The following is a 23,371-nucleotide window of genomic DNA, read 5'->3' on the forward strand; positions in this document are numbered from 1 at the left end:
AAAAAGAGGAACGGAACAGTATTTATTACCTCTGTTTATACGGGGGTCGCGGGAACTTAATCTTTACTGGCTGCCTGTATAAGGGATGGTGCAATATCAGCTCCCCTTTTTCAAGTCTAGGGATTAGATTCTTTATGCCTTGGGGCAAGAATCTATACGCTTCATCTTTTAATTCTGTTGTGTCAGTTCTTCCTATTATTCTGTTTGCCGCGTTCCCTAGAATTCTCGGATGAATCTGACTTGCAAATTGTTCAGCCCCAAAGAGGATTATCCCCAGAGATCTTCCTCTTTCGGATATTTCTAGTAAATGTCCTAGCACAGGAGACCCTCTTCCTGATTTTGGAGCATATTTGTTCAACTCGTCAATTACTATGACGACCTTTGAGGGTCTGATAGGTTCATCTACAGGTTCCTCTTCAGATTCTATTCCAAAATCACTCATTTTTTCCTCTTTTACTCTTGGAGAAATGTCCCTGTAGGTAATCTCCCCTGAGAATAACTGGTATATTGAAGATATCACATCACCAACGACAACAGCCTTTTCGTGATCTGCAAGTTTTGCTATGTCAATAACATAGACATCTTTTGGTCTAATAGCATAAACATAATCTCTTAAGTTGAATTCCTTAACTGTCGGATTGTCTGTGAATATGCCGGTATTCCTGACAACGAGATACTGTCGTAAATATCTCATGAATCTACATAATGTTCTACGATCATACCCTCTGTATGGTTGCCCGTGGGATGAATTACACGCATTGTATATTGCGGAGAGTAAATCATTAAAGGTGTTGACCGGAAAAGTATTAGTTACTGTTCTATTATTTTGTTTATCTTTTATATTTAGTGACGGTCTACGTGGGTTAGAGTAAGATGGGGGTTCAATGTCTTCTTTTACATCACGTATTAAGTTAAATAAAGCATCAGATTCATTTAAATCTAAGAGGCTAAAGACATACTCGAATCTCTGCCATAGTGCCTCTAATGTGTAGCTATAATACTTCACATTTGGTTTTTGGTGGAAACTTACACTTTGTTCAAATGTGTTGGGTCTACGATTAGATGAATCGGACAGAATGTTGTACCCTAAGGAAGATCGCTGGGATCTACTCGCAGAGAAATATCCATATGGAACGAAGTATGTTACATTTCTAAATGGTGTTGAGGAGATTTCTAGTATGCTGTACATTTCACGATCTTGGTCACTTAGATTCGTTGGGGGTTCGTCTATGTGAAGAAGATCTTTTTCTTTCACGTTAAACACTATGAATGCAACATTTTCATCTTCAAGTTTTTCTTGTAAGACTTTTAGTAGAAACATTAAGTACGAGGTTTTGGTAGCCAATCCGGAAATTCCTGTAATGTTCAAGTGAGCGCCTTCTGGACCTAATAGGTATTCAACGTCAATATGTGCCGGGAATTTTTGGCCAGTAGAGAGTTCAATAATCCCGGCAGGTATTATCTTCTCTGGCTTTTCGCTCTTAATTTCATCAATTCCTAAAGCTACATCTATACTGTCAGGCGATATGAAATGTACTGGGGCATGTAAAGGAACTGGCATATATCTATTACTTGTGCTTTTTAGGACTAGTGCATGAGCAACATTAGTTTGTAGTCTCATCTCATTTCCTAGTTGGCCTGTATCTCCAAAATTGCTGGATACGAAATTTTCTATATGGTGTTTGCTGTCAGAATATTGGGAGATATTGTCTATAATGCCGAATACTTTTCCTGTCTCAGTTCTGACTTCAACAATGTCTGTGGGAGATATCTCCACATCTGGATCTAACCAAAACTTAAAGTCATCCGAGGTATTCGGGTCAGTCTCGGTAGCAGAAACTCTTCCAATCGGTTTTTCTTTGTTATCAACTCCAGTGGGCTCTTTGAGTTTCTTCTTTATATTTTTCTTTTCTTCAATTCCCACATGGGCAGTTTCTTTTGTCTCCATCCCTTACAACCCCCTAAATATGTTTTCGAGAATTTGAGCTAATGAAAAGTTAGAGAGAAATGCGGATTTGATGACCTCCTCACATAAAAATGTTGGATACAATGATGAAAGCCACCGCCGATCTCTGTAAGGAATCGGGAATCGTGAGTTGTATACCCTTGCAGAGATAATATTGTATAATTTAGTAATTGACTTGTTCTTTCTCACCTCTTCAATTTTGGCCTCAGGAAGGTATATCTCTACTTTTACCAAGCCATTGAATCGGTCACCTACTGAAATCAATTCAGCATTGCGACCTATAGGCTCTCTAAGTCGCATATACCAAAATATTACAAAATCTCTGTCGATATTAAGTATAAATGCTCTAGTTCTCTGGCCTTCTTTGAGATTTTGCAACACCCTCATCATTGGGACGTTATATTTTTGTCGTATTTCATAGATTGGACGCAATGAAAACGATTTGCTAATTCCAACTAAGTATCTTAGGTAATTTATATTTGATGGTCGGGATTTGATTATATCAAACAATGTACCATCTTTTGCCAGAGAATATTTGGGCAATACCTGGCCGTCAGAAAGATATGAGTGAAGAAAGTTTACTATTCCCTCCCATTCTAGTTTGTTCATGCGATACTTCGCTTTTCTAGAGGAGAGAGCTCGTAATTTTTCTAAAGTGACTTCGGCATTGGAGAGATCATAATAGATACACTCACCACTTCCAGCTTGGGGAGGTATTTTGTCTCTATCTGTTCCCACAGTGTTGTCTATTAAGTCCAACTTTATTTTATGTGCTTCATATCCGAGCTTCTCTAGGGGGATACTAGCTGACTTAAACACGCAATTGGAATCATAGTCTGCGCCATAGCTATCCAATAGCCGTTTGTATTCTTTTTCAGTGTACATTAGTCTGAATGGGGCAAGAATTACGAATCTTGTTTCTTGATAAACAGTCCGGGGATAGTGGCGGATTTCAACTATAGCCATGCCCACTTGTCCGAGAACGATTGGAACTACATTGACAAATCCTGCTCGATCAATATAGTTGAACTCCTTAACCTTTTTAGTTCTTACAGAACCATCAGAGAAAAAATAAATTCTATCATTACTGCTTCCTCTAAAGTCTATTATATTACCAGCACTCCCCGGCTCTGCCAAAAACTCAGCAACTACCCCTCCAGTGTCTGTAGGTTCTTCTTTTCTAAATTCTTCGTACTCGGGATCACTGACCCCAGTGTATTGATCACGTAGTTCCCTAATTTTTAGTATTTCTTCGAGATTTTTAGAAAGTTCTCCTAATCTCCAACCTTTTCTCATCATGCAACACCTTTCAGTCTTAGTTCTTATGAAGCTGAGAGTACACATATTTGGAGTTTAGTAAAAACTATGGAGAAAGAGAAATTTAAGGTTTTCGATAGTTAATGTTACATGATGTTTTTGTATAAATACAACAGATATTCTCCAGAACCTCTAAAATCCCCTCGACGCTCGGCACCTCGAAGCCCCTCTCGTGGATTCTCCTCACGCCTTCAGCTTCTGGATTAATCCAGACAGCCCAGAGGCCCGCTTTTAGAGCTCCCTCAAAGTCCTCCGCCTTCGTGTCGCCGATGTGTATGGCCTCCTCAGGCTTCACGTTGAAGGTCTCCAGCGGTTTTCTGAACATCTCGGGCAGGGGTTTGTAAGCGAGAACCTCGTCGGCGAAGAAGGTTTTGTCGATGTAGTTCATGAGCCCGAAGCGCTCAAGGAGAAGCCTTGTGTAGGAACCCGGCCAGAACATCACGTTGCCCGTGACGGTGACCTTCAGGCCCTTCCGCTTGACGCCCTCAAGAGCCTTTTTGGCTCCGGGGAGCACTATCGCCTCATCGACCCTGAGAACCGCTCTCGCCCCTGCTCTCTTCACCAGCTCGACGTCTATTCCGAGAAGCTCAGCAAGCATCTCCTGGCTCTCCTCTAAGGCTCGCCTCGGGTCGCCCTCTCCCCTGGCGCGCATGGCCTTTATCCTCTCGCGCGTCAGCATTATTCCCTCTGCCACGTCGAGTATGCATGCCCCCATGAGCTTCGTCAGCTCCACCGTGAGGGCGTCGAGCATGACCTCTATGTCGAGGAGGGTGTTCCAGACGTCGAATGAGACGAGCTTCACCTTTATCACCTCCCCATAGTACAACATACGTGGTTTAAAGTTCTTTTGTGATATACATAAATTAGGATAGTCAGAAGGACCAAAACAAAAAGAAATGCAAGTCAAAAGGACGATACACTCTATAGATATAGCTCAATGTACAAATTCCTTCCTCACGTATGGACTTGTAAACGCACGTAATAGTGCACCATAACTCCGTATTACAAATGCAAACCTGTCTCCTACACTGGACTTTCTGGGGATGTTATAGACAACCATATGGTCACTGCTACTCCACAGGATCTTCACTTCATCTGGTGACTTTAGGCCTTCTGGGTCAACGTCCTGCCGTCCCACCGCGAGGATTGCCCTTCTAATCGTGCCGAGATTTTTGAATTTCGGTGTTTCACCGAATGCGTTCTCTCCGAGTTGCCCCTGTGGTAGGGACGGTTTCCTTCGAACCTCGATTGCCTCTGCCTCTAAGACAAATGCATCACTATGAGTTCCGGGAATCCGACGTCGATAAACGGCGTCGTGCCCGAGCAAGATTGCTTCCCCGATACGGAGGTTGTTTATCCTCGAATCCGGATGTTCATCCAGCAGGAGGGGTATGTTTGCGGAGTTTCCCCCGCTGATTAGCTCAAACCTTATTCCAAATTTATCTTCAATTCGATTCACTATCGAGTCAAATTCGTGTATCTTGTCCTCAGTCGGTATAACCCCTGTCAGACACGCCAGGTTCATGGCCAGTCCCTTTATCTCAATGCCATCATAGCTTGTGGCAGTGTCAATGAAGTTCTCAAGGTCATTCCTGCAGATTCCATCGCGCCTCTCGCCCATCTCGACCAGAAGAACCACGTTATGAGTCGTTCCCTGTTCGAGCGCGACTTCTGAAAGCTTACGGAGGGTCTTGAGCTCGGTGTTTAAGGACATGTCAGTGTACTCAACGACGTCGTCCACTTCGCTAATCATTGGGGGTCTAAGAAGCAGGATGGGGGCATTTATACCGGCCTCTCGAAGCCTTTTGACGTTTTCAATCCTTGAATCCGCCAGAAATGAGGCTCCTCCCTCCAACATGGCCTTCCCAACTTCCGGGCTTCCGCAGACCCCCTTTGTAACACCTGCAACGCTCATTCCATGTCTTTTGGCGAGCTGAACAATGGTTCGTGTGTTCTCTTTGATTTTTCTCAAGTTTACAACCAGGCGGGGATACTCACTCATTCGGTGGTTCCCCCGCGATAAAGCATTCTGTAGTACTTCTTTTTCATTCCAACCTTCTCGTAGAGCCTGATGGCATTGGTGTTCTTAACGTCAACGTGGAGTGAAAAATCACCCCCGGTTACTTCCTTCACCTTTTCAAGGAGCATCGTTCCAATTCCTCTTCCCCTGAACTCCGGCTTTGTTGCTATGTACGAGAGGTGGTACCTCGGGAAGAAAGTTTCAAAGCATATCCTTGATACCACCGCTATCCCGGCGAGTTCGCCCTCTTCATACGCCAGAAGTATGAACCCCTTAGCTAACGCGTTGTACACTGCCTCAAGAATCTCGTTTTTTGGGTCACTGAACTCTCCAAGCCATTCGTCGAGGGTATCCACAAACGTCTCAATGTCAAGTGGAATCATAGCCGGACCGCGCAGAACTACAATTGTCCTTCCCTTGTTCTCGTACTCCTCCGTAACATACGCACTTTTGACTACCTCTGCCATGCATACACCCCTATTTACAATGTTTTTAAGTAATATTGTTTACTCAATGTACTATTATGTCGCAACACTTAAGTATTTTTCGGTCGGGGACAAATGTGATAAAATTACAAAATAGTAACTCTAAATATCCTATTATTTGGCAAATTATATTCCATTTAATCCAAATAAGTGGCTAAATATTAACATAATACCACAGTTATAAGTGAAAGAGTAGGGTAAAATTAATCAAATTAATGAAGTAACAAAATTATTTCATAAAATTCAGCGCTCTGAGAATGCGAGGTATCTGAGGCCCTCCATGAGCCCGGCTTCCCTAAGAACGGCCTTGAGGTTCCTGAACCGGGAGCGCATGACGAACAGCTCGTAGAAGCCCTCAAGGTTGCCCCAGTGGCCGTAGGCAGATAGAGCGAGGTACATCACTTCCTTGGGCTTGAGCTTCCTCCCAAGGCTCTCGTTTAGCGCTTTAAGGCCAGGTCTAACCTTCTCGAGCAGTCCCTCTCGCTCGATGAGGTGGAGCATCAAATCCTCAACCGTCGGTTTCTTCCACTCTATTAGCTCGTCCTCGAAGGGCAGTCCAATGACGAGCGGAATCACCTCGGTTTTTCCGACGAGGTAGCCCCTCGCCGTCGTCCCGTGTTCAAAGCCCGAGAGCTTCCCCGCTATCGAGGCGAGGGCGCTTTCCCTGCTCTCGTCTATGTCAACCGCAACGCCGAGCCTTTCAACGCTGAAATCAAAGACATCCATGGCCTTCAGGAAGTTTCCAAGGTTTCTAATTACCCCGGAGTTGCCCTCGCTCGGGATAACGGCGAGGTAAACCCCATCAGATTCCCGTCCGAGGAGGTCGAAGTTGTCGCGCTCAAAGACGCGCTCTATGAAGCGGAACTGGTACGGAGCCTTTCGGCTCTCCCTGAACTCGAAGAGCTTCTTGAAGACGGCCTTGAAGAACTTGGCGTCGGTCTTCCCCTCGACGAAGAGTACGCTCGCCTTGGCATTTTCCCCCGAGAAACCCCCACGAACGTCGAAGTCGAGGTATTTCCTCAGCTCGTAGGTCTCCTTGAGCGTTATGCTCCTCCCGGTGTCCGAGTAGATTAGAACGTTCTCCTCGCCCTTCCTAAAGCGGTTCGCTATCAGGTCTACCAGCTCTAAACTGGCTGTGACGATGGTCTCGTCGCCCTTCAGCGAGTTCACGAAGTTAATCAGCTCGTCTCGGTTCTTTTGGTACTCGGGAAAAAGGATGGTATTCTCATCGGCGAAGGCCTCCCAGCGCTTTCCGGTTACTACTTTCATTCACCTCACCATGTCGACCGCTATAGCTCCTATGACCGCGAAGGTGCTTATTATGACCGTCGCGTTGAAGTACTGGAGCGGGGAGAAGCGCGCTATGTAGTCTATGCCGAAGAGGTAGATTAAGAGAGCTGAAACGGCGTAGGAGATGAGGGCGACGGTTATGAGCCTCTTGGGGACGTGGAAGATTTCCTCGCGCTTCAGGTTTCCGAGCTGGGCCTTCGTGAGGAACAGGTAGGCTAATCCCATCGTCATTAGGAAAATCGCCAGAGAGCGCTCGACCGAGATGTCCTTTGCCACGTCCCAGACCTCGCCTGTAAAGATGAAGGGGAGCGCAAAGGTTATTGCCCCAATTATCTCCTGGGCAACGTCGTCCCAGCCGAGGGAGTCGGGCTTTTTCTTTTCCTCGAGCTTAGCAACCTGTCTCGTGAGCTCATCAACGCTCTTTCGAAGTTTCTCCAGTTCCACCACCTCACGCTCAGGTTCGGGGCTCATCATCCCGTCAGCATTGGATTCACTCATCATCGCACTTCAAAGTTCCGGGAAGGGTTAATAAAGGTTGAAGGTGGAAACCGTGATGGTGGGTGAGATGGGACACAAGAGAGCCTCGATGCTCCTCGGGCTTTTGCTGATGCTGGTTGTCACCTTGGGAACAACGGCGGGAGCCTCGTTCAACTCAGCGAACACGATAATCGTGTTGCCCACCACGAAGGTGGTCAATAAAGTTCCCCTCCACATAAATGAGGATGCAATAGCTGGGGCGAGACTCGGTGCTTTTCTAGTTTTAAAGGGGATAAGCGAGAAAACGTACACAAAGAGCGTTGTCGTGCCCGTGGAGTACCACAGCGTGGTGATACCGGACGAGAACCAGTACTACATCCTTACGAGCAGGGACATGCCGGACCTCGGGTTGCCCCTGACCAAAAACCTCAGCAACGGAGGCATAGTCCTGGCTGTGAACTTCTCCAAGATAGCCTACAACCCCAACTCGGGAACCGCCGAGCTCGGGGACGGGAGCATAAGTGTAACGTTCAACCAGAGCCTGGTACCGCTTGGCTCAAACCAGTACAACGTCTTAGTTTACACAAAGCTCGATAACGTGAACACGCTGTACATTTATAGGCTCGTAAACGTCACTCAGAACTCAAGCGATATCGGCACTAGCCTGTACCTTGGAAGCATTTGGCTGTACTTTCACGACATGAACGAGCAGACGAACGAGATGCTCGTTGACGTCCACTACCCAGATGGGGTTTTTCTTGAGGTCATGGACGAGGGCAAATACTATCTGATATGCCACGAAGCGGGCGAGGACGTCTTTAAGTCCTACGACTCCTTTCCCAAGGAGGAAGTTGAAACCCTCCTGCAGTCTGGAGTTCAAGAGGTCGTTGTCATAAATCCCTTGGAGTTCTTCACGGGGATAAGCGGCTCCAAGGCGGTCATATACCGGTACTGGTACTATCATCTGAAGGAGACCCACAGAAGCGGCGATGTCTACAGTGGACAGTGGGTCTGGCACATTAACAGCGAGGAGAAGACGTACTCCATTTACCTCCACGTGAACGCAAGCAATCCCAAGTTCCCCGAGGTCTACCTTCAGCCCGGAACGTCCATCAACATCCCCATTCCGGGATGGAACTTAAAGTTCACCGCCGTCTACAAAAAAGATGACAACGGGAACGTCGTTGGGATAGAAGGCTACCGCTTCATCAGAACAACGTACGTTACCAGAACTGTCTCAGTGACAGCCCCGACGGTAACGGCGACGAATGATGTAAACTCCCTCATAGTCAACGACACATACATCCTCGACAACGGCCTTCCGAAGGACAAAAACGTCGTGATAATCGGAGGGTGGGTTAGCAACAAGGCCTGGGAGGTTCTTGAGAGGGCGTACGGCGCGGACGAAATCAAAGAGCTCAAGAACGAGCTCATGAGCAAGGGCTACATAGTGGCCAAGCTCAAGAACCCATACAACCCGAACTACTACGTCGTCATACTGGCGGGGAAGACCTACCGCGAAACCGCGAAGGCCGTTGAGGAGTTCATGAGGTCTCTCGGCTGATTTTTGTCTTTCTCCTCTTTGCCGTCAGCTTCCCGTTGCCATTTTAACCTTCGGCTACCTTCCCTCACAAGCTTTATATACTCGACGGCCATCTAAACGTTTATGTCTCTACAGAAGTACAGGGGCTTTTCCAGGGACGCGTGGTTGCTGGTGGTTTACTCGTTCATATCATGGCTGGGCGGGAACATAGCGTGGTTCATCCTGCCCTTCTACATGAAGTCCCTCGGCTACACCTACGGTGACGTCGGTGTGGTGTTCTCGGCATCAACACTCGCACAGGCGCTGGCACTCCTCTTCTCAGGCCCCCTGAGCGCTAAGCTTGGCTACAAGCGCTCAATCCTCCTCGGACTGGGGCTGATGTTCTCAGGGAGAGCTATCCAGGTGGCATTTCCTTCCCTCCTGCCCCTGGCCATCGGCGGTGCCCTCGTTGGAATAGGTCTCGCCTTTGAGAGCCCGTCCTTCACCTCCCTCCTAAGCGGAGAGGTGAGCGACGAGAAGAGGCACTACCTGTTCAGCCTGTCCTCGGCCCTCGGAACCATCGGCTCGGCGATTGGGCTAATCATCGCCGGAGTTCTCCCCCGGTGGCTGACGTACCGGGAAACGTTCGCCCTTGTCCTGCTTGTCATTCCCCTCCGCTTTCTGGTAATCCTTCCCACGAGACCAGTACTCAACGGCGGAAGGAGGATAAAGCTCCGGGGAGAAATCCTCAGGAGAATCGCGAAGTTCGCGGTTCCGCAGGCGTTAATCGGTCTCGGAGCCGGAATAGCAATACCCTACGTTGGGCTGTGGTTCAATCAGCGCTTTGGGACGAGCCTTGAGAGCATCGGCTGGCTCTTCGCGGTTCAGCAGTTCATAATGGGTCTCGGCACGTTCCTCCTCCCAATCATCGCGGACAGGATGGGCAGTGTGAAGACCATCGTGGCCTTCAACGGTAGCGCGAGCGCTTTAATTGCCCTGATGCCCCTCTCCCCAAGCTTCCCGGTCGCGGCGCTCCTCTACACCGTCAGGACAATCCTGATGAACATCGTCAACCCGATATGGAGCTCCTTCATGATGGGCTTCTTCAGCGAGGAGGAGCGCTCAACCGCAATGGCGCTCAACAACCTCTCCTGGACGGCCACCTTTGGAGTGGGCCAGTTCATCGGAGGTTTCATCTTCGACGTCTCACTAACATGGCCCTTCTTCATAACGGCTCTACTTTACTCGCTTTCGATGGCGGTCTTTTGGGAAACCTTCAAAAAAGAGGATTAGAGGCGGAACTGCTCCACGTTTTCGCGGAGCTCCCGCGCTATCTCCTTGAGCTTCCTGGCCTCTTCGCTTAGGGCCTCTATCTCAGCCCTCTGCTCCTGCATCGCCGAGCTGACTTCCTCGGCAGAGGCCGTTGTCTCTTCAGCGCTCGCGGCGAGGTTCTCAAGGGCTCTAAGGGCCTTCTCAACTTCTTCCTTCGTCCTCTCGGCCTGCTCCTTCACCTCGGATACCCTTTCGCCTATCGAGCCAATCATCTCCGCTATGTATCCAAGGTAGCCAAGGCTCTCCTTGAGAGTCTCGGTCGAGTTTGAAACCGTGTCAACGCCCTTCTTCGTTTCCTCAACGGCCCTCCTGACCTTCTCGTCCATCTCGGCTATGATTTCGCGTATCTTTTCCGCGGCCTCCTTGCTCTCCTCGGCCAGACCGCGGATTTCCTGGGCAACCACCGCGAAGCCCTTTCCTGCGTCCCCGGCACGTGCCGCCTCTATCGCGGCGTTCAACGCGAGCAAATTCGTCTGCTCGGCGATGTTCCCTATCGTCTGGGTTATCTCACCTATCCTCTTGCTCATCTCACTTACGGCCCTCACCGCCTCGTCAATGAAGTCCATCGAGCGCTTGATGCTCTCAACGTCCCGTATGGCCTCGTCTCCCTTCCGTCCACCCTCGGATGCCGTCCTCGTTACCTCCTCAACGGCCCTCTCAAACTCCTCCATTATGCTTGAAGTTTCTTCGGTGACCTGGGCAACGAGGCGCATTCCCTCGGTAATCTCGTTGATGCTCTCCTGCTGTCTCTGGGCTTCGACGCTGACCTGCTCTATGGCCTCGCTCACTTGGTCCATCGAGCCGCGGACGTTCTCAGCAATCTGCGCTAGCTCCCCCGCCTGCTGGTCGAGGAGAAGGCCTATGCGCCTTATGTTCCCTATGAGCGTTCTCATCTTGGCCGACGTTTCGCGGAGGGCGCTTATTATGTTCCTCAGGTCTCCCCTGGCCTCGACGCTCAAACCATTGCTCAGGTCGCCCTCGGCGAGGCGTTCAAGCTTCTGGATGACGCCGTTGAGGGTTCCAATAACATCGCGAGAGATTGCTTCGAAGGCGGTAAGGAGCTTCCCAATCTCATCGTCACGGTATGGATATTCTATGGAACCAACGACCTTTTTGGCTTCCTCGAGTCTGCCCTCCGCTATCAGCTCCGCCGCGTTAGTGAGTTCCTCTATCGGCTTCAACGCTTTTCTGAGGTACTGAATCCCCGCTATGACGAGGACGACCGCTATCACCGAGGCAGCCAGTAGGCTGAAGAGGAGGTTTCTGGACGCGTCTGCCTTTGCGGTGTTGAGAGAACTAACGAGGGAGCCTATCAGCTCGTCCTTCGGTGCAATCGCAACCACAGTCCAGTTGGTAACCCTGCTCCTCGCGAAGGCGAGGACCATGAGTCTCCCGTTGAGCTTCATCTCGACGACGCCCTTCCCCTCGCGCTTCATGGCACTGGCAAGGGGCGCGTAGCTCTCGTTCGTGAAGACGTTTACCCTGTGAATCAGGGCCTTGTTGGGGTGTATTATGACGGTCCCGTTGGGGCTCAGAACGAAGAGGTAGCCGGTTTTTCCAATCCTCGTTGAGATAATCTCGTTGAAAAGGGATGAGAAATCAACATCTATCCCGAGAACGCCCTCAACGGTTCCGTTGTAAACGACTGGGGTTATGTAGCTTATAACGGTTCTGTTCGTGATTACGTCCCTGTAAGGCTCCATCCAGAACGAGCCGTTCTCAGCGGCCCTTCGGTACCAAGTTGATTTGGTGGCGTTGAAGCCGGAGGGAAGCTTCGCTGGAGGTACTATTTTTATTCTCCCCGTGTGGTCCGCGTAGTAAGCGTTGATTATGTCTCCCTCGGAGCCCCTCAGCTCCGTTAGCTTCTTCTCGACGGTGTTCCAGAAGTTGGGACTCTGAGTGTAGCCAGGTAAATAGTTGTCTATGGCGTACTCACTCGCTATGGAGTGTGCGTAAGAGTCAGCCACGAGCTGAAGGGGGCGGAGCTTTTCGTCTATCGTTATCGCGTACTTCTCGCTTTCGAGAAGGGCAATCTTCTCCGCTTGTTCAGTGATAGTGGGTCCCATGGTCTTTTCCATGGTGTTGCCCATGCGCTCTATACCCCTCAATTGAGCGGTTGCCATAAGTAACATTATGACTATGACGGTTCCGATGAGGACCAGGTAGAGCTTCTGCCTGAATCTCAAAGCCTTCCCCTCCATTCGCTCATTCCGTCATTTTTACCATGAAAAAATCTTCCAATTAGCCCTTTTAAGCGATTTGTGTAGGACATCATGTAGGTTCGAACCACGAAATGGAGGCAGGAGAAGCGAGAACCTGCTAACGTTTTTAAGCCAAAGCCGTAACCTAAGCGGGGTGAGAGAATGGCGGTTAAGGACTGTCCAGAGTGCCACGGAACGGGAAAGGTGAAGGTCGGCGAGAAGGAGTGCCCCGTTTGCGAGGGCTGGGGCTACGTTCCGGCTGATTTCAAGATAGGTGACAAGCTGAAAGGTTACAGGAACCTCGACCACCTCGGCGTTGAGGACGAGGTTGATGAGATACCCTGCCCGGAGTGCCACGGCAAGGGAACCGTCCCGGTTTACGACACCTGTCCCACCTGTGGCGGAACGGGCAAGGTGCTCGTCTGCGACATCTGTGGCAAGGTAAAGGAGCCCTGGGAGCCGGGAATGGAAACGACGTGGGTCTGCCCGGACTGCCTCAGGAAGTACAAGGTAGTCTTCATACTCGACAAAACCTGCGACTACGAAGATGTGGAAATCGGCAGTCTCTACAAGGGAACGATTGACAGGGTCGAGCGCTTCGGAGTTTTCGTCAGGCTCAACCCGCACGTCGTTGGTCTAATCAAGAGAAAGGACCTCCTCGGCGGAAGGGAGTACCTGCCGGGACAGGAGATAATAGTTCAGGTTCTCGACGTCAGGCCAGACAAGAGGGAGATAGACCTCATCGAGTCGCCACAGAGGCACTACAAGACCGTCGTCGTCAAGAAGGAACTCCCCGTAACGCCGATAGCCGAGCTCAGCAAGGACATGGCCGGAAAGACCGTGAGGATACAGGGAAGGGTCACCCAGATACAGGTCACCGGGGGGCCGACGGTCTTCACGATAACCGACGGAACGGGGATAACCTGGGCGGCCGCCTTCGAGGCGCCGGGAGTGAGGGCCTACCCGAACATAAACGTCGGCGACATCGTCGAGGTCATAGGCAAGATAGCCTTCCATTCTGGCGAGATTCAGATTGAAGTCAGCGACATGGCAAGGCTCTGGGGGCCCGATGCAGCGAGGGTGAAGCAACAGATAGAGGCCGAGCTCGACAAGCGCGCCCAGCCGAAGGACGTGAGCTTCCTCGTCCAGAGCGAGGTCTTGGAGAAGCTCAAGCCGAAGATTATGAAGGCCGCCTTTATGATACGCAGGGCCATCTTCGAGGGCAGGCCTATTCTCCTGAGGCACCATTCGGATACCGACGGCTACACCTCAGGCCTGGCCCTTGAATACGCGATAGTCCCGCTGATAGAGAGCATCTCGCCGGACCCGGGGGCGAGGTGGAAGCTCTTCAAGCGCAGACCGAGCAGGGCTCCCTTCTACGAGCTGGAAGATGTGCTCAAGGACATAATATTCATGGTCGAGGACCACGAGAAGTTCGGCGACCCACTTCCGCTCGTTGTCATAGTGGACAACGGGGGAACGAGCGAGGACATTCCGGCCTACAAGAGGATAAAGGCCTACGGGGTTCCAATAGTGGTCATAGACCACCACGACCCGCGCGAGTGGGTGAGCGAGGATAAAGCGAAGGTTGACGAGTACGTTGATGTCCACGTCAATCCTCACCACGTCAAGCGCGGTTACTACGAACTAACTGCCGGAATGCTGGCCACCGAGGTGGCCCGTTTCGTCAACCCCGACGTTGAGGACAAGATTAAGCACCTGCCTGCCATCGCTGGAACCGGCGACAGGAGCAAGGCACCGGAGTTCTACCAGTACCTTGAGATTGCCAAGAAGGCGAAGGGCCTCACCGAGGAAGACCTGAAGAAGATTGCCGAGGTCATAGACCACGAGGCCTTCTACTGGAAGTTCATGGACGGGCACGGAATAATAGACGAGATTCTCCTCCTCACCGGCAACCTGCAGAGGCACCGCGAGCTGATAAACGCGATTTACCCCGAAGTGAAAGAGAAGCAGGAGAAAGCGCTGAAGGCATCGTTACCGCACGTCAAGAGCGTCGTCCTGCCGAACGGGATAAGGTTCAACACGATAGACGTGGAGCTGTTCGCGCCGAAGTTCAGCTATCCTTCCCCGGGCAAGCTGAGCGGCTTAATCCACGACCACTTCAAGGAGAAGTACGGTGAAGACAGTCCAATCCTAACGCTGGCTTATGGACCGGACTTCGCCGTGGTTAGGGCCAGCGACGGAATGTCCGCCTACAACTTCGACCTCAACGAGATAATCCCAAGGCTCCAGGAGAGACTGCCTTCAGCTGGAATTGAAGGAGGAGGCCACAGCTACGCGGGATCAATCAAATTCTTCGAGGGCATGCGCAAGGAGGTGCTTGAGGAGTTCGCAAAGGAGGTTGTAAAACTAAAGCGGGCTGAGTAATTTTTCTTTTTCCTTACCCGATTGTTAAGATGCTGTTCTTCATCACAGAAAATTTTATTAGTGCCATCATTCATAAAACTATGGAACACTAGCGGGGGCTCCATTGGTGTCCCTTATCAATTTGTGCGATGATTCAGCGGGGTCTAAGCGCGTTGGGTTAACTGGAAACACCGGCATAGTGAGAGGACACTCTTTTTCGGTGCGGATGTTGACAATGATATGTGGTTAGAAGGAGGTGAGAAAAATTAAAAAGGAAAAATCATTGGATGAATTCTTTAAAAGGCAAGCTAAGTTAAACGTTTCAACAGACACCAAAGGAAAACAAAATTCTCGCTTCTATTGGACTGGACACCCCTTTGTGGATGCCGGCCTCGTTGCACTGCTCCTCATAAACAGAAAGAACTCTCCGGAAGAACTCACAGAAGAGGACATCGAGAAGGCAATAGACTTTGCCTCAAAGCTCTACGCGCGCAAGGAGTGGAGTTCCGGCTACATTCACGCGATGATGCTCCCCAACAGCGGAATCCTGATGGCCAACCCGAGCATGGCGAAGAAGAGAACACCCGAAGCAATAGCCAAAAACCTCAGGGGTCTCCTCAAGGAGTCTGAAGACCCTAACGCGCCAATCTGCGAAATCTGCGGTAGGAGGCACTCCCGTCCAAAGCCGGTCTACCGCTCCGACTTCCCGCTGGTCGGCACTGGAGGAGTCCCCAACTACTTCCCTTCCGCCAAGGACGGCCTCAACGTCTGCTCTCACTGCCTCTTCCTCGTGCAGTTCCTTCCACTGGTCGCCTACAAGGTCGGGGGAAGGGTTCTCGTGATGCACACTTACCCCTACGAGCTCATGCTCGAGCTCCATAGAGAAGCCTTAAACGACGTCAGGAAAAACTTCCTTGCCTCGAACGCGAGGGACTTCAAGAGACCGGAGAACTTCCTCTTCCGCCTCTTTGGGGAGCTGACGAGGAAGACGGAGCGTGACGACCTCTGGGCCAACGCGTCAATAACGCTTTACTATTTCGTTGTTAATAACAAAAGCCCAGACGTTACGATAATCCACGTTCCAACGCCCGTCCTACGCTTCATCGCCCACGCAAGCAGGGAGGACCCAAGGGGCTGGAAGAGGATTGTGGCTATGGGGTGGAGAAAGAGGCCGAGCGAAGAGGAGTTTGAGAAGTACGAGAGGAGCTACGCCAACGAGGTTTACGCCAGGCTCTTGGCCGAAGAGAGCATTTTGCCCTATTTCATCGACGTTAAAAACCGCCGTGCGAACGCGAAATGGTCGCTTTTGTCTTTCTACTGTTCGGAGGTGTTGGGTTTGGATAAGGAAGCTCTGGAGTTTATCAGAGATGTTGGCGACAGGATTGTCGAAACGCTGGAGAAGCTCCCCGACAACCAGCTTTCGAGGCGCGTCAGGGAGCTGGAGAAGGCGGAGAAGCTCTACCAGTTCGAGGCCTTCTTCGTGAACCTCGAAAAGCTCCGCCAGAGGCTTGGGATAGAGAAGCCCCTTATGACCTTTGACGAGTTCGCGACGGTTCTCACCTCCTACGGCGAGGACCTTAACGTCTCGTGGAGGACCGTCAAGCACCTGCTCCTCTTCAGAGTCTATGAGAAGCTCCACGACCGCCTGATGAAGGCCTCAGAAGAGGTTGAGGAGGCCGGAGAAGCTGAAGAAATTGAGGACGTTGGGGTTTACGGCCTTGGGGAGGTGGAAGAATGAGGTTTGCAACCGGAATGGTGCTGATTGACGCACCGCACTCGGCTTTGAACATGCTCGGAATCGATGAGAGCCTCGCCGACAGGAACGTCACGAGGGTTAAGACCTTCAGAAGGGGGGAAAGCGCTACCCCTACGTCTCGCCACAGGCCTGGCGCTACTGGTGGCGCTTTACACTCAAGGAGCACTTCAACTGGGAGCTTTCCCCTCTCTACCGCGAGCAGAAGCAGGTCTTCACCGCGGCGAACCCGCTCAAGTACCCGGACGACGACGTCTTCGGCTACATGAGGGCCTTCAAGAAGGGCGGGGTTAACGTCACAGTCACGAGGGTCTCGCCCCTCAAGAACACGCCCCTGATTTCAATACTGCCAGATAGAAGCTCCGTGACGGTTGACGAGGGCTACGCCTCAAGGCACGAGGGAGACCCCGTCCCATACAGCCAGGAGTTCTACTCAACGGTTTTCAAAGGGGCCTTCTCGCTCGACCTCGACTCCGTTGGGAGGTTCACAATCATTAGCAAGGCCGGCTTCAAGAACCTCCTCACTTGGGACGACGTTCCAAAGGACAAGAAGGGCAACCCAAAGAAGGGCGCCGAGGACGTTGTCAATGAAATCAAAGAGATGGAGCGCATAGCTGAAGAACTCGGCGTCGAGAAGAGGGACAGGGAGTGGGTTATGCCCCCTGAAATCCGGAAGAAGCGCGCCACCGAGGCCATCAAGGCCCTTCGCCTCCTGACCGGCGGGGCCAAGCAGAGCCAGTACCACACTGACGTAACTCCAAAGTTCGTCCTGCTCCTCAACGTAGATGCCGGCATAAACCCCTTCATAAGCGACCTCGTCTTCGAGGAGAGGGGTGAAATCCGCTTTGACGACGAGGCACTCGCGAAGAGGCTCAAAGACCTCAAAGATGTAATCCCCAAGACCGCGAGGCTCTACATCGGCTACGACGAAGGTTTCGTCCGCTCCCTCGGCTGGGACGTCAATGAAATTGCCAAGACACTGGAGAAAGCCGGTATTAATGTCTTCACGGGCACCATCGGAGAGGCGATAGAGGAGTTCGCTAAGGAAATCGAGGCCTACTACGGGTGAGCCCATGATACGGGTCAAATTGAGGGCGTGGACCGCTTCCTTCCGCTATCCCACCTTTCAATCGGGCCATCAGCCGACGCTACCGGTTCCTCCGCCCTCAACGATTCAGGGAATCCTCTCCGCGGCGAAGGGTGAGCCTGTCTATTTGACCGAGCTTCCTTACGTCGGCTACGTCTTCAGGAGCGAGGGCAAAGGCCTTGACCTCGAAAAAATCTACGCCCTCGGAAAGGTCGAGACGGACATAATGAGGCGCGAATTCCTCTACAACGCCGAGCTTTACCTCTACCTCCCGGATGAGTGGGCGGAGCACTTCAGAAGGCCAAGGTATCAGCTCCTCCTCGGCCGTTCGAGTGACGTGGCGACGGTTGAGGAGATAAAAGAGGTTAGCCTGGAGGAAAGGGAAGCCCCAGTCGGCGGAACCGTTCTTCCAGTGAGTCTCGGAGTTCCCGGCGTCGTTCACGCCCTCGTCGTCGAGTACGACTATTCGGTAACGCCGAGGAAGGCGAGGCTCGTCAGGCCCTTCGTCGTCCTGCCGTTTCCAAAGGGCAAAGCGCCAAGGCTGAAGCTCCCCTACGACGAGGAACTTGGGGTCGGCGTTTACCTCCACAGGTGGCGGGAATGAGGGTCTGCTACGCCAAGTTCCTACCTCATGACTTCCTTGAGTGCCACACCAACGACGCGATAAACGTGCTGAAGAGCATGAAAGGGGTGTTCAAGTGGTTTGAGGAGTTCTTTCCGCGCGTCTGGGAGCTTTCCTTTTACTCCGTTCTTCTCCACGACCTCGGCAAGTGTGCGAGCGGTTTCCAAAAGGACCCGAGAAAGTGGGGCTACCGTCACGAGATACTCTCGGCACCGTTCACGGCCTTCCTCGACCTTTCCGAGGACGAGAGAAACCTCATTGCACTCGCAATCCTCACCCACCACAGGACCCTCAACGAGCTTGAGGAATTACTGCCAAGCAGGGAACACCCAGGGGAGTTCGGGGAGAAAGTCGAGGAACTCCTCCAGAACAGGGACTACATTGAGGAGATTTTCTTCGAGCGGGTTCCCTACTGGGAGCTGTACTTTTTCGGAAAGCGAAAGGGTGTTTTCAACCCTCCGGAAGACTGGGCCGAGCGAATCAGGGACTACGACTTCGACTCCCTGCTAACTTGGTATGAGCGGAACTCCCAAAAGTACTGGAACAAGCTCGTCTTCCTCCGCGGAATCCTCAACGCTTCAGACCACCTCGCCTCGGCCGGTGAGCTTGCCGTTCGCCTGCTGTCTGACATAAGGACTGCCGTTGAGGCAAGGGTTCCACCCGAGCGCTGGAGGCCCCTCCAGAGGCGGGCGGGAGAAACCGAGGGCAACTTAATCCTCCGAGCACCCACGGGCTACGGTAAAACCGAGGCTTCCCTCCTCTGGGCCGACAGGAACGCCTTCCGAACCAAGAAGGGAGTGGCGAGCAGAATCTTCTACGTCCTCCCCTACAGGGCCAGCATAAACGCCATGCACTCGCGCCTTTTGGCGCTCTTCCGCGAGCCCGAACTCGTTGGCCTTCTGCACAGCTCTTCGGCCTTCTACCTCTACTCCTCAGAGCTTGAATACAGGCGCCTCTCCTCGCTTTACCGGAAGATTTACACGCCCCTCAAGGTCACGACACCTTTCCAGCTCATGAAGCCCTTCTTCGGCGTCGGCTTCCCTGAGATGGGCCTGACGGAGCTAACCGGTTCGCTCCTAATCTTCGATGAGATTCACGCCTACGAGCCGAACGTCCTCGGAATAATCCTCGCGATGCTCGAACTGCTGAAGGAGAGAAAGACCAGAACCCTCGTGATGAGCGCAACCCTGCCCGAGTTCCTTGAGGAGCTCTTACGCGAAGCTCTCAACCCCAAACTGTTAACCGCTCCTCCTGAAGATGCTGACAGATTCACGAGGCACCGCGTGAACGTTATAGACGGCTCAATGGACGAGGTTGAAGAACTGCTCGCCGAAGTTCCGGCGGATGGTCCCGTTTTAATTGCCTGCAACACCGTATCGAGGGCGATGGAGGTTTATTCCCGCCTGAGCGAGGACTACAACGCCATGCTCCTCCACAGCAGGTTCACCTATGGAGACAGGGAGGAAAAGGAGAGGAATCTCCTCGCAAACCTGAACAACTACGATGTCGTTGTTGCCACACAGGTAGTTGAAGTCTCGCTCGACATAAGCTTCTCGACGATAATCACCGAGCCTGCTCCCCTCGATGCACTCATTCAGCGCTTCGGCAGGGTGAACAGGAGGGGATTTGGAGAACCGCGGGACGTCCATATCCTGACGAAAGGTGGAGACGGAGACAAAAAGATATACCCGATGGGGGTCGTGAAGGAGAGCCTCAAACTCCTTGAGGAGCTCAACGGAAAACCCCTCCTCGAATCCTTGGTTCCAGAACTCGTTACCCGTGCGTATGAACCGCTGGCGAAGAAGCTTACAGAGGAGGTGTTAACGTACAGAGAGCAGGCCCTCGAACTGTTCAGGAGCCTAAAGCCTCTGAAGGGCGGGGAGAGCGAGAGGAGATTCTACGAGATGTTCCACGGCCTTGAGGTGGTTCCCGGGGTCTATCAGGACAGGGTTTTGGAGCTGATTAACCACGGGCGGTCAATCGAGGTCCACCGCTACCTCGTGCCGGTTCCGATGTGGCTCTACCTGGGTGAAAGCGACGCATTCCACAGGCTCTCAGACAGGGGGCCGGGGAAGTATGTGCTTGTCGCGGAGCTCGAGTACAGCCCGGAACTGGGCCTCCAGCGGGAACCGGGGGAAGGAGGGGAGATACTGTGAACTACAACAAAAACTATAAAAATCACTACATATACCACTGTTACAGGTGAAGGTGTAATGAAGCCACCCTTTGTCTATGGGAGGAAAGTGGGGAGGGAACACTTTGCGGACAGGGAGGAAGAGGTTGAGAAACTCAAAATAGCCATGATGAGCGGTCAGAACGTTATCGTGTACTCCCCGAGGCGCTATGGAAAGAGCTCCCTCGTGAGCATCGCCTTGGAGGAACTTGGAGAGAGAGTGTATCCGATAGAAGTCGACTGCTCTGGAGTCCTCACCAAGAGGGAGCTCGCCGAGAGAATAAGCTCGGCAGCTATAAGAACGTGGAGGGGGCGGGTTGAGGAGTTCCTTAGGAAGCTGTTCAAAACAACCACGCCCAGAATCACCGTCGGGAAAAGACTCGGAGTGGAGTTCGTCGTGGGGGAGGAAAACGCCGCCTTCGAGGAGGCTCTAAAGTTGCCAAAGCGTCTCGCTGAAGTCGCGGGGAAGAGGGTCGTGGTCGTTTTCGACGAGTTTCAGGAGGTTAGCAACCTCAGAAGGGACGTTCTCCCGAAGATGCGCGCCGAGTTCCAGAAACACAGGGAAGTAACCTACGTCTTCGTGGGAAGCAAGCAGGGGATGATGCGCGAGATATTTCAGTCCCCCAGCAGTCCCTTCTACAACTTTGGGATGCACATGGTTCTCAGGAGAATTCCGAAGGAAAAGTTCGGGCCATTCATTAAAAACAAATTCAGAGAGAGCGGGCTTGAGGTCGATGACGGGCTGATAGACTCCGTGCTGGAGGTAACTAAGGGACACCCCCACTACACGCAGATGATATGCCACCGGCTGTGGTTAAACGCCCTCCTCTCGGAGAGGAACGATATATCCGAAAAAGACCTTGAGAAGGCTCTTGAAGAGATACTCAACGAAACCGCGGAGTTCTTTGAGGAAATATGGGGCTCTTTAACGATAAACCAGCGGAGGCTCCTCGTTGCGATAGCACGGAACGAGAGCGACCTTTACTCGAGGGACTTCCTTAACCGATACGGTTTTGAAAGGGCTTCAACGGTCCAAGCGGCGTTGAAAGCCCTTAAAGAAAAGGAGCTGATAGTGCGGGAAAACGGAAAATATCTGGTGGAAAATCCCCTCTTTGAGCTCTGGATACTTAAGATAAGTGGGGGTTGAAGGATGAAGGAATACCCCCTAACCGACCTCCTCATCACCGGCACAGAAATCAACTACCTCTTCATCTGCCCGACGAAGCTCTGGTACTTTGCGAGGGGCATCACGATGGAGCAGGAGAGCGAGTGGGTCGACCTCGGCAGGTTCCTCCACGAGCAGCGCTACGCCAACGAGGAGAAGGAAGTTCAAGTCGGGAGCATAAAGATTGACTTCATTCGCCGGGGAGACATCATAGAGATCCACGAGGTCAAGCTCGGGAAAAGCATGGAGAAGGCCCACGAAATGCAGGCGCTCTACTACCTCTATTACCTCAAAAAGCTTGGCATAAAGGCAAAGGCCGTCCTCCACTACCCGAAGCTCAACGAGACAAAAGAGGTAACTCTCGACGGCAGGGAGGGTGAAATCGAGAAGGCGATAAAAGAGGTTGAGCGGGTTAAATCTCTCCCGGCTCCACCGAAGCCCGTTAAATCAAAGAAGTGCCTCAAATGCGCCTACTACGAACTCTGCTGGGTGTGAAAGATGAGAAAGCGCTCCATAACCCTGCTCTCGGACGGAACGCTTTTCAGACGGGAGAACACTCTCTACTTCGAGAACGAAAGGGGAAAGAAGCCGCTCGCGGTCGAGGGAATCTATGACCTCTATATCTACGGCCACGTAACGATAACGTCGCAGGCCCTCCACTATCTGGCGCAGAGGGGGATAGCGGTTCACTTCTTCAACCACTACGGTTACTACGACGGGAGCTTTTACCCGAGGGAGAGCCTTAACTCGGGAGATTTGGTCATCAGGCAGGCGGAGCACTACCTCGACGGAGAAAAGCGCCTCAAACTGGCGAGGCTCTTCGTTAGGGGAAGCGCCCTCAACATGGAGCGTAACTTAAAGCGCTGGAAGGTCACCGACGGGTTTTCCGAGATGCTGAAAGAGCTGTTCGAAGAGCTTGAAGGGGCGGGGAAAATAACGGAGGTCATGAACGTCGAGGCGAGGATTCGCGAGGCCTATTACTCAAGGTGGGACGACCACCTTCCCGAAGGCTTCAAAATAGTTAAGCGCACGCGCAGGCCGCCGGAGAACGAGATGAACGCCCTGATAAGCTTCCTCAACTCAAGGCTCTACGCGACCATTGTGAGCGAGCTCTACAACACCCAGCTTGTCCCTACCGTCAGCTACCTCCACGAGCCCGAGGAAAGGAGGTTCTCCCTTGCCCTCGACCTGAGCGAGATTTTCAAGCCGATTGTAGCGGACAGGCTCGCGACGAGGCTCGTAACCAAGAGAATGCTCTCAAAGGGGCACTTCAGGGAGGAGCTCAACGGTGTCCTCCTGACGAAGGAGGGGATGAAGAAGGTCCTTTCGGAGTACGAGAAGGAGCTCACGAAGAGCGTTAAACACCCCGAACTGAAGAGGAACGTCACGAAGAAACGGCTAATTCGCCTTGAGGCTTACAAGCTCATCAAGCACCTCGTTGGGGTGAAGGAGTACGAGCCACTGGTGGCGTGGTTCTGAGGTGTTTGGGGATGACTGAACATCTGGGAAAATTGTTTTGGAAGGGCTATGGGGGCAGTCCAGCGGCCTCACCACTCGCCAATTTCCTCCCTTGTGTTTAGTTTTTTCTAAACAT

Annotated in this window: 17 protein-coding genes and 1 pseudogene; 10 read left to right on the top strand and 8 right to left on the bottom strand. The window is 51.9% G+C overall.

Annotation, left to right across the window (positions count from 1 at the left end):
• Positions 1-25: 25 nt before the first annotated feature.
• From ACYQ04_RS07665 to ACYQ04_RS07695, 7 genes are all read right to left on the bottom strand, one after another.
• Entirely contained in the window at positions 26-1,948 is a 1,923-nt protein-coding gene (locus ACYQ04_RS07665) for a hypothetical protein (RefSeq protein WP_460128580.1), read from the bottom strand.
• Between the two features lie 3 nt (positions 1,949-1,951).
• On the bottom strand, positions 1,952-3,262 hold the full coding sequence (locus tag ACYQ04_RS07670; RefSeq protein WP_460128583.1) for a hypothetical protein: 1,311 nt from the start codon (positions 3,260-3,262) through the stop codon (positions 1,952-1,954).
• 85 nt (positions 3,263-3,347) lie between these two features.
• The gene (locus tag ACYQ04_RS07675) at positions 3,348-4,085 is read right to left on the bottom strand and encodes an HAD family hydrolase (protein WP_460128585.1); all 738 of its coding nucleotides are present in this window, start codon (positions 4,083-4,085) and stop codon (positions 3,348-3,350) included.
• Between the two features lie 132 nt (positions 4,086-4,217).
• On the bottom strand, positions 4,218-5,285 hold the full coding sequence (locus tag ACYQ04_RS07680) for an alanine/ornithine racemase family PLP-dependent enzyme (RefSeq protein ID WP_460128587.1): 1,068 nt from the start codon (positions 5,283-5,285) through the stop codon (positions 4,218-4,220).
• Positions 5,282-5,770 carry a GNAT family N-acetyltransferase gene (locus ACYQ04_RS07685; protein ID WP_460128589.1) on the bottom strand — a complete coding sequence of 163 codons (489 nt, stop codon included), beginning with the start codon at positions 5,768-5,770 and terminating at the stop codon, positions 5,282-5,284. The genes ACYQ04_RS07680 and ACYQ04_RS07685 overlap by 4 nt, the downstream gene beginning before the upstream one ends.
• A gap of 261 nt (positions 5,771-6,031) precedes the next feature.
• Entirely contained in the window at positions 6,032-7,057 is a 1,026-nt protein-coding gene (locus tag ACYQ04_RS07690) for a DUF3226 domain-containing protein (protein ID WP_460128591.1), read from the bottom strand.
• On the bottom strand, positions 7,058-7,576 hold the full coding sequence (locus tag ACYQ04_RS07695) for a DUF2391 family protein (protein ID WP_460130058.1): 519 nt from the start codon (positions 7,574-7,576) through the stop codon (positions 7,058-7,060).
• 55 nt (positions 7,577-7,631) lie between these two features.
• On the opposite strand from ACYQ04_RS07695, the gene ACYQ04_RS07700 reads away from it, so the two are divergent.
• Both ACYQ04_RS07700 and ACYQ04_RS07705 read left to right on the top strand, forming a co-directional pair.
• Positions 7,632-9,119, top strand: a complete 1,488-nt coding sequence (locus ACYQ04_RS07700) for an S-layer protein (RefSeq protein ID WP_460128593.1) — start codon at positions 7,632-7,634, stop codon at positions 9,117-9,119.
• Between the two features lie 102 nt (positions 9,120-9,221).
• The gene (locus ACYQ04_RS07705; RefSeq protein ID WP_460128595.1) at positions 9,222-10,370 is read left to right on the top strand and encodes an MFS transporter; all 1,149 of its coding nucleotides are present in this window, start codon (positions 9,222-9,224) and stop codon (positions 10,368-10,370) included.
• Here ACYQ04_RS07705 and ACYQ04_RS07710 read toward each other — a convergent pair.
• The gene (locus tag ACYQ04_RS07710; protein ID WP_460128597.1) at positions 10,367-12,610 is read right to left on the bottom strand and encodes a methyl-accepting chemotaxis protein; all 2,244 of its coding nucleotides are present in this window, start codon (positions 12,608-12,610) and stop codon (positions 10,367-10,369) included. The genes ACYQ04_RS07705 and ACYQ04_RS07710 overlap by 4 nt on opposite strands.
• Before the next feature lie 162 nt (positions 12,611-12,772).
• On the opposite strand from ACYQ04_RS07710, the gene ACYQ04_RS07715 reads away from it, so the two are divergent.
• The 8 genes and pseudogenes from ACYQ04_RS07715 to cas1b all read left to right on the top strand — a co-directional run bounded on the left by ACYQ04_RS07715 (position 12,773) and on the right by cas1b (position 23,256).
• On the top strand, positions 12,773-14,998 hold the full coding sequence (locus ACYQ04_RS07715) for an OB-fold nucleic acid binding domain-containing protein (RefSeq protein WP_460128599.1): 2,226 nt from the start codon (positions 12,773-12,775) through the stop codon (positions 14,996-14,998).
• A 358-nt stretch (positions 14,999-15,356) separates the two neighbouring features.
• Positions 15,357-16,715, top strand: a complete 1,359-nt coding sequence (gene cas8a1, locus ACYQ04_RS07720) for a type I-B CRISPR-associated protein Cas8b1/Cst1 (protein ID WP_460128601.1) — start codon at positions 15,357-15,359, stop codon at positions 16,713-16,715.
• Positions 16,712-17,799, top strand: a pseudogene (cas7i, locus tag ACYQ04_RS07725) (type I-B CRISPR-associated protein Cas7/Cst2/DevR). The gene cas8a1 and the pseudogene cas7i overlap by 4 nt, the downstream one beginning before the upstream one ends.
• A gap of 4 nt (positions 17,800-17,803) precedes the next feature.
• Positions 17,804-18,421 (top strand): type I-B CRISPR-associated protein Cas5b, encoded by a 618-nt coding sequence (gene cas5b, locus ACYQ04_RS07730; protein WP_460128603.1) that lies wholly within the window; start codon positions 17,804-17,806, stop codon positions 18,419-18,421.
• Complete coding sequence (cas3, locus tag ACYQ04_RS07735) at positions 18,418-20,595, top strand: CRISPR-associated helicase Cas3' (RefSeq protein WP_460128606.1); 2,178 nt, start codon at positions 18,418-18,420, stop codon at positions 20,593-20,595. Before cas5b ends, cas3 begins: the two co-directional genes overlap by 4 nt.
• Positions 20,596-20,652: 57 nt before the next feature.
• Positions 20,653-21,759, top strand: a complete 1,107-nt coding sequence (locus ACYQ04_RS07740) for an AAA family ATPase (RefSeq protein WP_460128608.1) — start codon at positions 20,653-20,655, stop codon at positions 21,757-21,759.
• A 3-nt stretch (positions 21,760-21,762) separates the two neighbouring features.
• On the top strand, positions 21,763-22,272 hold the full coding sequence (gene cas4 / locus ACYQ04_RS07745; protein ID WP_460128610.1) for a CRISPR-associated protein Cas4: 510 nt from the start codon (positions 21,763-21,765) through the stop codon (positions 22,270-22,272).
• Positions 22,273-22,275: 3 nt separating this feature from the next.
• Positions 22,276-23,256, top strand: a complete 981-nt coding sequence (cas1b, locus tag ACYQ04_RS07750) for a type I-B CRISPR-associated endonuclease Cas1b (RefSeq protein WP_460128612.1) — start codon at positions 22,276-22,278, stop codon at positions 23,254-23,256.
• Positions 23,257-23,371: the final 115 nt, after the last annotated feature.

Source organism: Thermococcus prieurii (assembly GCF_054657655.1).

What these genes read in the sequence shown, in the direction of transcription:
- ACYQ04_RS07680 (WP_460128587.1), bottom strand. Translation starts at nt 5,285, where the DNA reads ATGAGTGAGTATCCCCGCCTGGTTGTAAACTTGAGAAAAATCAAAGAG.
- cas1b (WP_460128612.1), top strand. Translation starts at nt 22,276, where the DNA reads ATGAGAAAGCGCTCCATAACCCTGCTCTCGGACGGAACGCTTTTCAGA.
- ACYQ04_RS07740 (WP_460128608.1), top strand. Translation starts at nt 20,653, where the DNA reads ATGAAGCCACCCTTTGTCTATGGGAGGAAAGTGGGGAGGGAACACTTT.
- ACYQ04_RS07685 (WP_460128589.1), bottom strand. Translation starts at nt 5,770, where the DNA reads ATGGCAGAGGTAGTCAAAAGTGCGTATGTTACGGAGGAGTACGAGAAC.
- cas5b (WP_460128603.1), top strand. Translation starts at nt 17,804, where the DNA reads ATGATACGGGTCAAATTGAGGGCGTGGACCGCTTCCTTCCGCTATCCC.
- ACYQ04_RS07700 (WP_460128593.1), top strand. Translation starts at nt 7,632, where the DNA reads ATGGTGGGTGAGATGGGACACAAGAGAGCCTCGATGCTCCTCGGGCTT.
- ACYQ04_RS07715 (WP_460128599.1), top strand. Translation starts at nt 12,773, where the DNA reads ATGGCGGTTAAGGACTGTCCAGAGTGCCACGGAACGGGAAAGGTGAAG.
- ACYQ04_RS07705 (WP_460128595.1), top strand. Translation starts at nt 9,222, where the DNA reads ATGTCTCTACAGAAGTACAGGGGCTTTTCCAGGGACGCGTGGTTGCTG.
- ACYQ04_RS07710 (WP_460128597.1), bottom strand. Translation starts at nt 12,610, where the DNA reads ATGGAGGGGAAGGCTTTGAGATTCAGGCAGAAGCTCTACCTGGTCCTC.
- ACYQ04_RS07695 (WP_460130058.1), bottom strand. Translation starts at nt 7,576, where the DNA reads ATGAGTGAATCCAATGCTGACGGGATGATGAGCCCCGAACCTGAGCGT.
- cas4 (WP_460128610.1), top strand. Translation starts at nt 21,763, where the DNA reads ATGAAGGAATACCCCCTAACCGACCTCCTCATCACCGGCACAGAAATC.
- ACYQ04_RS07665 (WP_460128580.1), bottom strand. Translation starts at nt 1,948, where the DNA reads ATGGAGACAAAAGAAACTGCCCATGTGGGAATTGAAGAAAAGAAAAAT.
- cas3 (WP_460128606.1), top strand. Translation starts at nt 18,418, where the DNA reads ATGAGGGTCTGCTACGCCAAGTTCCTACCTCATGACTTCCTTGAGTGC.
- ACYQ04_RS07690 (WP_460128591.1), bottom strand. Translation starts at nt 7,057, where the DNA reads ATGAAAGTAGTAACCGGAAAGCGCTGGGAGGCCTTCGCCGATGAGAAT.
- ACYQ04_RS07670 (WP_460128583.1), bottom strand. Translation starts at nt 3,262, where the DNA reads ATGAGAAAAGGTTGGAGATTAGGAGAACTTTCTAAAAATCTCGAAGAA.